Annotated in this window: 13 protein-coding genes; all 13 read right to left on the reverse strand. The window is 41.3% G+C overall.

Annotated elements, in window-relative coordinates; all coding sequences use genetic code 11:
• Positions 1–21: 21 nt before the first annotated feature.
• Positions 22–651, reverse strand: a complete 630-nt coding sequence (locus tag C9J41_RS08785; RefSeq protein ID WP_005371478.1) for a protein-L-isoaspartate(D-aspartate) O-methyltransferase — start codon at positions 649–651, stop codon at positions 22–24.
• Positions 652–653: 2 nt separating this feature from the next.
• Complete coding sequence (gene surE, locus C9J41_RS08790; protein ID WP_107206636.1) at positions 654–1,403, reverse strand: 5'/3'-nucleotidase SurE; 750 nt, start codon at positions 1,401–1,403, stop codon at positions 654–656.
• Complete coding sequence (truD, locus tag C9J41_RS08795) at positions 1,381–2,436, reverse strand: tRNA pseudouridine(13) synthase TruD (RefSeq protein WP_107294507.1); 1,056 nt, start codon at positions 2,434–2,436, stop codon at positions 1,381–1,383. Before truD ends, surE begins: the two co-directional genes overlap by 23 nt.
• Before the next feature lie 34 nt (positions 2,437–2,470).
• On the reverse strand, positions 2,471–2,947 hold the full coding sequence (ispF, locus tag C9J41_RS08800) for a 2-C-methyl-D-erythritol 2,4-cyclodiphosphate synthase (RefSeq protein WP_107206635.1): 477 nt from the start codon (positions 2,945–2,947) through the stop codon (positions 2,471–2,473).
• Between the two features lie 5 nt (positions 2,948–2,952).
• Positions 2,953–3,657, reverse strand: coding sequence for a 2-C-methyl-D-erythritol 4-phosphate cytidylyltransferase (gene ispD, locus C9J41_RS08805; RefSeq protein WP_107294471.1), 705 nt, complete (start codon positions 3,655–3,657; stop codon positions 2,953–2,955).
• A 35-nt stretch (positions 3,658–3,692) separates the two neighbouring features.
• Entirely contained in the window at positions 3,693–3,971 is a 279-nt protein-coding gene (ftsB, locus tag C9J41_RS08810) for a cell division protein FtsB (RefSeq protein WP_005371471.1), read from the reverse strand.
• Between the two features lie 339 nt (positions 3,972–4,310).
• Positions 4,311–5,615 (reverse strand): phosphopyruvate hydratase, encoded by a 1,305-nt coding sequence (eno, locus tag C9J41_RS08815; protein WP_005371469.1) that lies wholly within the window; start codon positions 5,613–5,615, stop codon positions 4,311–4,313.
• Positions 5,616–5,695: 80 nt separating this feature from the next.
• Positions 5,696–7,336 (reverse strand): CTP synthase, encoded by a 1,641-nt coding sequence (locus C9J41_RS08820; RefSeq protein WP_107292456.1) that lies wholly within the window; start codon positions 7,334–7,336, stop codon positions 5,696–5,698.
• A gap of 217 nt (positions 7,337–7,553) precedes the next feature.
• Positions 7,554–8,366 (reverse strand): nucleoside triphosphate pyrophosphohydrolase, encoded by an 813-nt coding sequence (gene mazG / locus C9J41_RS08825; RefSeq protein ID WP_107294472.1) that lies wholly within the window; start codon positions 8,364–8,366, stop codon positions 7,554–7,556.
• A gap of 431 nt (positions 8,367–8,797) precedes the next feature.
• On the reverse strand, positions 8,798–8,986 hold the full coding sequence (locus C9J41_RS08835) for a hypothetical protein (protein WP_107246391.1): 189 nt from the start codon (positions 8,984–8,986) through the stop codon (positions 8,798–8,800).
• 145 nt (positions 8,987–9,131) lie between these two features.
• Complete coding sequence (locus C9J41_RS08840) at positions 9,132–9,440, reverse strand: hypothetical protein (protein WP_146151675.1); 309 nt, start codon at positions 9,438–9,440, stop codon at positions 9,132–9,134.
• A 284-nt stretch (positions 9,441–9,724) separates the two neighbouring features.
• Complete coding sequence (relA, locus tag C9J41_RS08845) at positions 9,725–11,959, reverse strand: GTP diphosphokinase (RefSeq protein ID WP_107206629.1); 2,235 nt, start codon at positions 11,957–11,959, stop codon at positions 9,725–9,727.
• A 68-nt stretch (positions 11,960–12,027) separates the two neighbouring features.
• The gene (rlmD, locus tag C9J41_RS08850) at positions 12,028–13,350 is read right to left on the reverse strand and encodes a 23S rRNA (uracil(1939)-C(5))-methyltransferase RlmD (protein WP_107294475.1); all 1,323 of its coding nucleotides are present in this window, start codon (positions 13,348–13,350) and stop codon (positions 12,028–12,030) included.
• Positions 13,351–13,429 lie beyond the last annotated feature (79 nt).

A 13,429-nucleotide genomic window follows, 5' to 3' on the forward strand; every position in this document is an offset into this window, starting at 1 on the left:
CATACACTCTGTATTCATGGTTTAAGCCAAATCTCCAGCCAATAAAGGCACAAATCTTACGGGTTCAATCACGGTTTCGCAAAATGCTTCGCCATTTCGAACAATCAATTTCAATTCTTGCTGTTGACAACCAACAGGTAAAATTAATCGTCCACCATCAACAAGTTGAGCAAGTAAGCTCTGGGGGATCTCACTTGCTGCAGCTGTCACGATAATCGCATCAAAGGGACCTTTGCTTGCCCATCCTTGCCAGCCATCGCCATGTTTGGTTGATATATTATGTAACTCTAACTGCTTGAAACGTCGTTTGGCCTGCCACTGCAACGCTTTAATTCGTTCAACCGAATAAACATGCTCAACCAGCTGTGCTAATACGGCGGTTTGATATCCAGAGCCAGTACCAATCTCTAATACAGAGGATTGATAGGTTAACCCTAGTAACTCTGTCATCCTTGCTACAATATAAGGCTGAGAAATCGTTTGTCCGCTACCTATGGGTAACGCATTGTTTTCGTATGCCTGATAGGAAAAAGCTTCATCAATAAAACGCTCTCGAGGCACTGTTGCAATCGCATTGAGAACACGTTGATTACTTATCCCTTTATTGTTTAAAAATGTTATCAAGCTATCTACTTGATTTTGATACCGCATGACTACTGGATCTCCACATTTTTCATCCAGCCCTCAATTCCAACCATGGCATCATGCGCGGTTAAATCGACTTGTAGAGGCGTGATTGATACCGCTCCTTGCTCTATCGCATAAAAGTCAGTACCAATACCAGCATCTTGGCATTGACCAGGAGGGCCTAACCAATATAGTGGTTGGCCTCTTGGATCATGCTCTTTGATCATATTTTCAGCACGATGTCTTGCCCCAAGACGAGTGACTTGCCAAGCTTTAAGTTGCTCAAAAGGCACATCAGGAACATTAATATTTAATATATTGTTGCTGGGTAATGGCTGCTTAGATAGCTGTTCAATCACTTGTTTCACAACCTTTGCTGCCGTTATAAAGTGTGTATTACCAACAAGTGATACTGCAATAGCAGGAACACCTAGAAAGTGCCCTTCTGTTGCCGCTGCCACAGTACCGGAATACAGCACGTCATCACCTAAATTAGCGCCATGATTGATCCCTGCAACGACAATATCGGGACGTTCATCCAACCATTCATTCAGTGCAAAATGCACACAATCAGTTGGCGTTCCTTGTACTGAAATACGGTTTTCAGCTTCTTGTCGAATACGCAGTGGATAATCTAAGGTCAATGAATTTGAAGCACCCGATCGATTTCGATCGGGTGCAACCACAATTACATCGGCCAGTTGGCTTAATTCTTTTGCAAGTGTATTAATGCCTTCGGCAAAAATGCCATCATCATTGCTGATCAATATTCTCATCATTCACAACCTCAGAGTTAAGTGGCATGATTAACTCACGCACTACCGAGGTGGCAAAACTACCAGCAGGCAGAGCAAATGAAACAATCAAATCTTTGTCTTCAAAATGCCATTGCATATTATTAGGCATTAATAATAATGCGCGACGATCATGACGCATTCGGTTATCTCGAACAAGCTTAACCAAAGCAGGTTCTTGCTCAACAATTGCTAACTCAAATGCTTGTGCTTCAGCTTGAGTTGGCAGAGCATTATCACCAAGCAACGGACCGGTAATCGCTACCTCGCCACTATTGACTTGCTGTTGGAGTACATCGGTTACCACATCAGCAACAAACGTGCGCTCATCGCCTGCCATTTGTAAGCAATCGCCTACCATAATGGTTGAGGTTAAACCTTGCTCAATTCGCTTTGATAATACTTGGTTAAACATCCAAGAACGTGCTGCTGATAAGTAAAAACTTCGCTTACTCTTATCACGTACACGGAATTCATCATTACCCCAAGCACGTGCTTTAACCACGTTATTACCACCATGACCAAAACGCTGCTCACCAAAATAGTTTGCAACACCTTGTGCTTTGATCATTTCCAGACGCTCAGTTAATGCATCAAGGTTATCTAGATCAGTAAGGCGTAATTGGAACCAGTTCCCCGCTAAATCACCTGGGCGTAATTTTTTATCATGGCGTGTCACTTCAAGAATTTCGACACCTGGATGTTCAGCTTCAAATTGGCTTAAATCAGGATCAGCTTTACCCGGTAAGTGAACGCTTAACCATTGCTCAGTGATTGCATGGCGATCTTTCAACCCAGCCCAGCTAACATCACGTGATTTAACACCACATGCTTTAGCTAACTCATTCACTACATATTTGGTGTTTTCACCGACTTTGCGAATTTTCACCATCAGGTGCTCGCCTGTACCGCTAAATTTAAAACCAAGTTCTTCATTAACGATGAAGTCCTGAGGACTGGCTTTAAGACGTCCGTGACAGATTGGCTTTGCATGTAGCCAATTAAAACAATCCATTATATTTTCTGCAGTGTTGGAGTGAGACATAAGCTCAAGATACCTTTTTAATTAAAACAACCGCTTCACAAGCAATGCCTTCTTTACGTCCAGTAAAACCTAAACGTTCAGAGGTCGTTGCTTTAACATTTACATTGGTGATATCTGTTTCCAGATCGTCTGCAATCGCTTGACACATCGCATCAATATACGGCGCCATTTTTGGCGCTTGTGCAATAATAGTAACGTCTACATTACCAAGGCTGTAACCTTGTGCTTTAACTTTACTGTAGACATCACGTAATAAAAATCGGCTATCAGCACCAGCCCATTCCGCATCTGTATCGGGAAAATGACGACCAATATCCCCTGCGCCTATTGCGCCAAGTAATGCATCACATACCGCGTGTAGTGCAACATCACCATCAGAATGAGCGATCAGACCTTGCTCATAAGGGATCGCTACCCCACCAATAATTACCGGGCCTTCACCACCAAATTTATGAACATCAAAACCATGACCAATTCGCATTATGGTTATTCCTTTAATAATTGTCGTAGGTAGAACTCAGCTAAAGCTAAATCTTCAGGTTGGGTTACTTTTAGATTATCCGCACGCCCTTTCACCAACACGGGGGAAAAACCACAAAATTCAAGCGCAGACGCTTCATCAGTGATCACCGCCTTTTTTGCTAAAGCGGTCGTTAACGCATCACGTAGCTGACCGACACGAAACATTTGAGGTGTTAATGCATGCCATAGTTGCTCACGGTCAACGGTGTGATCAATCACTGCTCGTGTATTTGAATTAACAGTACTGCGTTTCATGGTATCGCGTACTGGCGTGGCAAGGATTGCACCATATTCAGACGTTTCAGCCGCAGCCATTAATTGACGAAGATCTTCGATACGTACACAAGGGCGAGCGGCATCATGTACCATCACCCAAGCGTTATCATCATTGATTGCAGCTAAGCCTGAAAATACCGAATCCACACGCTCATTACCACCATCAACCACAATAATGCGAGGATCGCTCGCTAATGGTAACGTTGAAAAGTAAGGATCGTTCCTACTCACCGCAACCACAACATGTTGGACTTCAGGCAAGCTTAATAACCGCTCAACCGAATGTTCTAGAATAGTTTTACCAGCAATCGTTAAATATTGCTTAGGACGATCAGCGGCCATTCGGCTACCAATCCCTGCAGCAGGTACAATAGCAATGCATTTATCGATCATGAAAGGTTATCTCATCACTTAACTAAAATATGTAATTAGTTACTATCACTAACAACACGAATAAATGTTTCCCCTGGTTTCACCAAACCAAGATCGGTACGTGCACGCTCTTCCACAGCTTCTTTGCCGCCATGAAGATCTTTGATCTCCGCATACATTTGCTGATTACGCTGATGTAATTCGGCATTAGCGGCTTGTTGTAAGCTTACGCTCTCTGTGACAGCGGTAAATTCTTTCATACCGTTTTTGCCATACCAGAAATCATATTGTAGCCAAGCGATAAGAACCAATAATACAATAATAAACAGGCGCATACTTCTCCCTGCGACATAATTTTAAACAGCAAGCTGCATTCCGATTATTGAATAAACCTAAATAATTGGAATACATTTTGCGAGTCAGCAATAATCCCATAATCAGTCAATGGTGACTACTATTATGCCATGAGACTTTACATCTCCCTTACTTAGCCCTTCTTTTTGTTGAAAATAAAAACAGCATTCATGACAACAATACAAAATAAGCATTGATTCCTGCATAAATATTGATGCCGCTTAGTGATGCGTTTTTTATTTTAGCGATAAAAAAACCGCCTCTTGCAAGGCGGTTTTATTTACCAAATTGAGTAAACTCAATCATCGCTTAATAAAAAATTAAGCTTGGCCTTTAACTTCTTTAAGACCGTTGAAAGGAGCACGCTCACCTAGTGCTTCTTCGATACGGATAAGTTGGTTGTACTTAGCAACACGGTCAGAACGGCTCATAGAACCCGTTTTGATTTGACCTGCAGCAGTACCTACCGCTAGATCAGCGATAGTTGCGTCTTCTGTCTCGCCTGAACGGTGAGAGATAACAGCAGTGTAACCAGCGTCTTTAGCCATCTTAATAGCAGCTAGAGTTTCAGTTAGAGAACCGATTTGGTTAAGCTTGATTAGGATTGAGTTAGTGATACCTTTCTCAATACCTTCAGCGAAAATCTTAGTGTTTGTAACGAATAGATCGTCTCCTACTAGTTGAATTTTGTCACCTAGTAGTTCAGTTTGGTGCTTGAAGCCAGCCCAATCTGATTCGTCTAGACCATCTTCGATAGAAACGATCGCTGGGAACTTCTCAGTTAGATCTTTAAGGAAGTAGTTGAACTCTTCTGAAGTGAATTGCTTACCTTCACCTTTAAGATCGTAGATGCCTTGCTCTTTGTTGTAGAACTCAGATGCAGCACAGTCCATTGCTAGAGTAATATCAGTACCTAGCTCGTAACCTGCAGCTTCAACAGCTTCTTTAATTGCTTTAAGAGCAGCTTCGTTTGACTCTAGGTTTGGTGCGAAACCACCTTCGTCACCTACCGCTGTGCTCATGCCCTTAGACTTAAGAACTTTAGCTAGGCTGTGGAATACTTCAGAACCCATACGTACAGCTTCACGAAGTGTCTTAGCACCTACTGGCTGAATCATGAACTCTTGAATATCAACAGTGTTATCTGCGTGCTCACCACCGTTGATGATGTTCATCATAGGTAGAGGCATAGAGAACTGACCAGCAGTACCGTTTAGCTCTGCAATGTGCTCGAATAAAGGCATGCCTTTAGATGCCGCAGCTGCTTTTGCGTTAGCTAGTGATACAGCTAGGATTGCGTTAGCACCGAAGTTTGATTTGTTTTCAGTACCGTCAAGGTCGATCATAACTTGGTCGATTGCAGCTTGGTCTTTTGCATCTTGGCCGATTAGTGCTTCAGCGATTGGACCATTTGCAGCAGCAACAGCTTTCAGAACGCCTTTGCCTAGGAAACGAGATTTATCACCATCACGAAGCTCTAGAGCTTCACGAGAACCAGTTGAAGCACCAGATGGCGCAGCAGCCATACCTACGAAACCACCTTCTAGGTGAACTTCAGCTTCAATTGTTGGGTTACCACGTGAGTCAATGATTTCACGAGCTAGAACTTTAACGATCTTAGACATTGTGTTTCCTCTTGCTTTATCTTCAAATTAAAAGCTAAAAAAATAGCTGTAGCCATAACAACTACAGCTATCAGTAATCCTTACTGGTTAAGCTCACCACGGTGGTATGCACCCGCCGCTTTTACAAAACCTTCAAACAATGGGTGCCCATCACGAGGTGTCGATGTGAACTCAGGGTGGAACTGTGCAGCTACGAACCAAGGGTGATTCGGAACTTCAATAATTTCAACAAGTTTCTTGTCAGCAGACAAACCAGATACTTTTAGACCTGCTTTTTCAAGCTTAGGTAGTAACGTGTTGTTTACTTCGTAACGGTGACGGTGACGCTCATGGATCGTTGGCTGACCGTATAACGTACGCGCTTTAGAACCATCTTGTAGATGACATAGCTGAGAGCCAAGGCGCATTGTACCGCCTAGATCTGATTTCTCAGTACGCTCTTCAACTTTACCTTCACTATCAATCCACTCAGTAATAAGACCAACGACTGGATATTTAGTTTCAGCATTAAATTCAGTTGAATGCGCATCAGACATTTTGGCTACATTTCGAGCAAACTCGATTAATGCTACCTGCATACCTAAACAAATACCTAGGTATGGAATATTATTTTCACGTGCGTATTGAGCAGTAAGGATCTTACCTTCAACACCACGGCTACCAAAACCACCTGGAACCAAGATTGCATCAAGGCCAGCCAGTACTTCTGTACCTTTTGACTCAACATCTTGAGAATCGATGTATTTGATTTTTACTGATAGACGATTTTTCAGGCCCGCGTGTTTAAGTGCTTCGTTAACTGACTTATATGCGTCTGGCAGTTCAATGTACTTACCAACCATACCAATAACGACTTCAGAGGTAGGGTTCGCTTCTTCATAAATAACTTGTTCCCACTCAGAAAGATCAGCTTCTGGTGCTGTAATACCAAAGCGCTTACACACTAAATCATCAAGACCTTGAGCCTTAATTAATTGTGGGATTTTGTAGATTGAATCTACATCTTTCATTGAGATAACAGCTTTTTCCTGCACGTTACAGAACAGGGCAATTTTTGCACGCTCATTGGCAGGGATCATACGATCAGAACGACACACTAAGATGTCTGGCTGAATACCAATAGAAAGAAGTTCTTTTACTGAGTGCTGAGTTGGCTTAGTTTTCACTTCGCCAGCCGCTGCTAGGTAAGGAACAAGTGTCAAGTGCATGAACATGGTGTTTTCACGACCTTGCTCTACGGCTAATTGACGAATAGCTTCCATAAATGGGAGTGATTCAATATCACCCACAGTACCGCCTACTTCAACGATTGCTACATCATGACCTTCAGCACCCGCTAACACGCGAGATTTGATTTCATTCGTGATATGAGGAATTACCTGAATCGTTGCACCTAAGTAATCACCACGACGCTCTTTGCGTAATACGTCTGCGTACACGCGACCAGCTGTAAAGTTATTACGCTTAGTCATCTTGGTACGAATGAAACGCTCGTAGTGACCTAAGTCTAGGTCAGTCTCTGCACCGTCTTCCGTAACGAATACTTCGCCGTGTTGAATTGGGCTCATTGTGCCTGGATCAACGTTGATGTAAGGGTCAAGCTTCATCATAGTCACGTTAAGACCACGTGCTTCTAAAATCGCTGCAAGTGATGCAGCAGCAATGCCTTTACCTAGAGAGGAAACTACTCCGCCCGTAACAAAAATGTAATTCGTAGTCATGTTTAACCTGGAAGATTGGTGTAGAGGATAAATGTATCTGGACGGGAAATTAGTATACCAGACACCATTTATCGCCACAACGTGAAAACTATCACACCGCCATTTGATTTTTTTTGCTTCACATCAAGTAAGCGTTATGAACTGAAATATCAAGCTTTAACAAGCAGAACAATACCATAATGGTATAATGCATTTAAAAATCATGCTGAATTTTTAATTACTGGTTTTTACTTTCTTTCTCTTTAACACGATTCCATGCTTCATCTAGCTCAGTTAATGAACACTGACTAATGATCTTTCCTTGTTCTAGCACACTTTTTTCCACTTGGCGAAAACGCTTTTCAAATTTTTTATTGGCTTTTTGTAATGCCATCTCTGGTTTTACTTTTAAATGACGACTTAAATTCACCACTGAAAATAGTAGATCACCGAGCTCTTCTTCTATTCGTTGTTGTTCTGGCACCGCTTGAATCACTTCGTCCATCACTTCATCAAGCTCTTCTTTTACCTTATCAACCACTGGTGCTAATTCATCCCAATCAAAACCAACATTCGCGCAGCGTTTTTGAATTTTATCAGCACGCATTAATGCCGGTAATGTGTTAGGAATATTGGCAAGCAAGCTCTCATCTTGCTCTTTAGCTGCGCGCTCTTTGGCTTTTTCGGCTTCCCAGTTTTGTTGAACGGCTGCTTCATCATCAAAATCAGCATCACTAAAAACATGGGGATGGCGACGGACCAGCTTTTCACTTATGCCTGCCACTACATCGTCAAATTCAAACAACCCTTGTTCTTTGGCCATCTGACTATAAAAAACAACTTGGAACAATAAATCACCTAATTCTTCTTTTACATCGTTCCAGTTTTTCTGCTCGATGGCATCAGCCACTTCATAGGCTTCTTCAAGGGTATAGGGAACGATTGAATCAAAGTTTTGTTTCAAATCCCACGGACAACCACGATGTGGGTCTCGCAACTGAGACATAATTGCTAATAATTGTTCCATTTGAGACGCCTGTTTATTATCCATACCACCAACTCTTTAAAATGGCGCTTTAAGCTTCTAACTTTAAAAGCGCCAAAACTTCGATAGTTAATACTAGAAAACTAATTTAGAAATTCATAGCAACGATCAATCATCATCATGTTGGCAATGTTCATGTTGCTTATGATGATCTCTAGCATGATCACAATTTTCATGTCCATTATCGCCATCATAATGATGATTCTCACATCGATGTTGATGTGACTCATGGCGATGGTGTCTACACCCTTGGTGATGTGAATCATGGTGTTGGCAATCAGAGTGATGAGAGCACGTGTGATTAGAAGAATCTACGCTATAAGACTCTGCTAACGCATAGTTTGGCAACAGAAATGACATTAACAATAACAGTACTATTGTAAGACTTTTTTCTCTAATCATGCTTAATACATTCGACTTCATAATACCCCCGTTAATTATTTAAACGTTACTTTATCTGCACCCACTTTCATTCCCTGCAGGCAAAGAATAAAAAACAGCAATTGTTTGATGTCATCACTAGGTACATTGATAAAATTATTATCAGGAATAAGAAATGTTGAAATAAGTAATAAAACACTCGTAATACTATTTTTAGTTAATAATTTTAATAGTAAATTTTTCATAATAGTTCTCTTGCCGCTTTATTTATAAAGCAACATCATTAATTAATAACAACCATCACTCATCTATATAATTAAGATGGGATAATTAATTTGTGAAATTAACACTTACTTTGAATCCAATTTAGATCCAGAAATAAGCAAACTATTAGGCAATAGGAGGGCGATAAATTGATTTTATAACGGCAAGAACAAGCGAATCTTGAAGATATTCAATCGGTAACAGCTTACTGACACGAGTGATAATCAGCGGAGGAAAAGAGAGTAGATGAAATGGATTACTGCCAGTACGAGGCAGTACTCGACAACATGAGCACTGTGAACAATCATTACAACTATTCTCACATTGCAAACTACAGTGGTGAGATTGTTGAGTAGCCGTTTGCTGGTATTGCAGTTCGCTCTTAATATTACTTGCTAAATTAGCAACATTAGAGACTTGAACATTTTGACTCATATACGCAGCATTCACACTACTACTTAACAGTAACATTGCTATAAATAATGCATATAATATTTTATGTAATTGAGATAAATACATACAGAGTCTTTATTTTAAAGTTAATAGAATACTATCGGTCTATTATATATGAGTCAACATCAAGTCTTATTTTAGATCATTAAATAAATAAATTATTCCATTTTAAGATGTGCGCGTTAATAATTACTACTATTCATTATGTCGTAATAAATAAAAAGGGAAGCATATTGCTCCCCTTAATTTATATTTTAATCAGTTAATTAACCGTATAAACGTTTAGCCTCGGCAACATCTTTAACTTGTTCGATGCGTTTAAGTACACGTCCCAACACTTCTAAATCAGTTAATTCAAGTTCAAAGTCCATGATAGACATTTGCTTTTTATAATCAACTCGGCTTTTCATTCCCGCTACTTTCACTTTTTCATTCATTAAAGTATTGGTTAATTCTTTCAATAAGCCATTACGCTCAGAAGCCGTCACACGCACGGTAATGGTATAGTTACCGACAAAACCACCGCCCCAAACCGTATCAATAATACGCTCTGGCGCATGATGACGAAGCTCTTCAAGCTGCTCACAATCCATACGGTGAACAGAAATACCACGGCCTTGTGTAACAAAACCTTGAATATCATCGCCAGGAATAGGCTGACAACAACGCGCAAGGTGAGTCATCAGGTTATCAACACCTTCAACAACAACAGCATCACGTTGCGGTTTTTTGTGGCTTGTGGCTTGTTTATTACTTGCCTCAGATAGCTTTTCTAAAAGCTGCTGATCTTCTTCTTCAGCTGTTGGTTTATTCACTAGCGCATTAATATGGTTGATCACCTGATTAATACGTAAATCACCACTGCCAATCCCCGCATATAGCTCTTCAGGCGATTTCACATTAAAACGTTTTGCCGCATAATATTGCGCATCTTTTAATGTTGCATGAATTTTTACCAGCTCAGCTTCTAAGATCTCTTTACCCGCAATAATATTCTTATCACGATCTTGCTTACGGAACCACGCATGCACTTTGGCACGAGCACGGCTAGATGTCACAAACCCTAAGTTAGGGTTTAACCAATCTCGTGACGGATTCGGCTCTTTTTGCGTGATGATCTCAACTTGATCGCCCATTTGAAGATGATAAGTGAAAGGGACAATACGCCCTTCTACTTTGGCACCAATACAACGGTGGCCCACTTCAGAGTGAATATGATAAGCAAAATCAAGCGGTGTCGCATTCGATGGCAAGTCAACCACATCCCCTTTAGGGGTGAAAGCATAGACGCGATCATCAAATACCTGACTACGAAGCTCATCCAGCATTTCGCCAGAATCTGACATTTCTTCTTGCCATGCTAATAGCTTACGCAGCCAATTGATTTTCTCATCGTAAGCCGATTGTGCACCGCCTGATGCTGTACCTTCTTTATACTTCCAGTGTGCCGCAACCCCTAATTCAGATTCTTCATGCATTTGCTTGGTACGGATCTGAATTTCAATCGTTTTACCTTCAGGGCCTAACACCACAGTGTGGATAGACTGGTAACCATTAGGTTTTGGGTTGGCAACGTAGTCATCAAACTCTTTCGGTAAGTGACGGTATTTAGTGTGCACCACACCTAATGCGGCGTAACAGTCTTGTAGCTCTTCAGCAACAATACGTACAGCTCGAACATCAAAAAGCTCATCAAATTCTAAGCTTTTCTTCTGCATTTTGCGCCAAATGCTATAAATATGCTTAGGACGACCTTGCACTTCTGCTTTAATATTTGATGCTTTCATCGCGTCAGATAAATCATCAACAAAATGGGTAATGTAGCCTTCACGGTCGATACGACGCTCAGATAACTGCTTAGCAATTTGTTTGTAAGTATCAGGATGCTGATAACGGAAGGCGTAATCTTCAATTTCCCATTTAAGCTGACCAATACCAAGACGGTTTGCTAATGGTGCATAAATGTTGGCACATTCTTGCGCTGCAGCACGACGCACTTCATCTGGCTGATCTTTAACTTCACGTAAATTACAGATACGTTCAGCCAATTTAATAACCACACAACGGAAATCATCAACCATCGACAGTAACATACGTCGAATATTATCCACCTGCGCAGCTTGCGCAGTTTCTTCCGCCGTTGATTTTAACTGACTGATTGCACACATTTGTTCAACACCTTGAACTAAATGTAAAATCGTCCCGCTATATTCTTCTTTTAACGCGTCAGTGCTGTAACAACCACCTTCCACTAATGGGTATAACAAGGCTGCAATTAACGTATCAGCATCCATACTCAAGGTGACAAGGATTTCGACTAGCTCACGACCACGCCACAACAGTAACTGACCATTTTCTTGTTCAGCGGCAAGTTCAATACAACGCTGATATGTTCCTTCTATCCGACTCGATACTTTTGCATCTTGACGTAAACTCTCGACCCACGAGACAAGCTCAAATGTGGTATTTTCCTTTAAATGCGCACCGCGAACTGCGACCATGTTTCTATCCTGTTTTCTCTGAATACCGATGATTGTCTTACATCACATTGCTATTTTTTTTATGGTGATTAGCTTTTAACAAACAACGCCATTGATTCTAAATGCCCTGTATGAGGGAACATATCCATCATACCAAGACGTGCCAACTTATACCCTTGCTGCAACAACATTTGACTATCACGAGCCAATGTTGCTGGGTTACATGATACATAGACCACTTTGCTTGGCGCTAAATTTACAATATGCTGCATCACGCCAGCCGCCCCAGCTCGTGCTGGGTCTAGTAAAATCTTATCAAATTGCTCTTGCGCCCACACTAGTTTCGTTACATCTTCATCCAAATTTGCTTGATAAAATGTTGCGTTATCTAGACCATTTGCTGCCGCATTAGCAGTCGCTCGCGCGACCATATCATCAACACCTTCCACGCCGACTACCGCTTTCGCTCGTCTTGCTAGCGGAAGGCTGAAATTGCCTAGCCCACAGAATAAATCGAGTACCCTATCCTGCGGCTGAATATCAAGCCAATTTATCGCTTGCTCAACCATTTTTACGTTTACGTCTCGATTAACCTGAATAAAATCTTTTGGTGAGAACGTCAGTCTTACATCGTCAATATCGTAGTACGGCTCCTCACCTAACACATGCTCAAGCTCATCTGACGACGGCGCTAAAAATAGCATCAATGCATGTTCAGTAGCGAAAGCTTTAATCGCTGCGAGATCGTTGTCATTGAATGGCTGCAAATGACGAATTAACAATACGCGACCATTATCTGCATTAACCAATTCTATATGGCCAACATGTTTACGTCCTTTAAGGTTGCTTAACAGTTCACGTAATGGCGGTAACAAATCATTAAGTGTGGTTGCCAAAACAGGACAAGCATTCACATCAACGATGTCTTTACTCTGTTTTTTACGAAAGCCAAATACCATTTTGCCATTAGGTAGCATACGGACACTAAAACGTGCACAGCGACGATAATGTTCACTTTGCCCAACAATAGGCTCAACTTGTGAGGCATCGTCTTTTTCTGTGATCGCAAATTTCGCCATCAATTCACTTAGCGCCTGTTGTTTGGCGATAACTTGACCTTGGTGGGATAAATGTTGCAAGTTACAACCGCCACACTGGTCATAGATTGGACAATGAGGTTTAATACGCGCAGCACTGTCTTTTAAACGTTTGATCACGCGAGCTCGGGCATAATTTTTTTTGTCTTCCGTCAATTGCACAACAACGGTTTCATCGGGTAATGCACCATCAATGAAAACAGGTTTGTTGTTCAAATGGCCGATGCCAGCGCCGATATGATCTAAACGGCTGATAGTTATTTCTTTATGCTTCGTATCAGTTTTACGTTTTTGAGGCTTAAAAAAGCGTGCCATAAAATTTTGCTCACTGTTCAGGCATTGAGTATTTGTCGAACAGCACTGATTTATTTAATCTAGTGCTACTGATGGGAAC

The organism is Photobacterium sp. GB-50, from assembly GCF_003026755.1.
In the GTDB taxonomy this organism is placed as follows: domain Bacteria; phylum Pseudomonadota; class Gammaproteobacteria; order Enterobacterales; family Vibrionaceae; genus Photobacterium.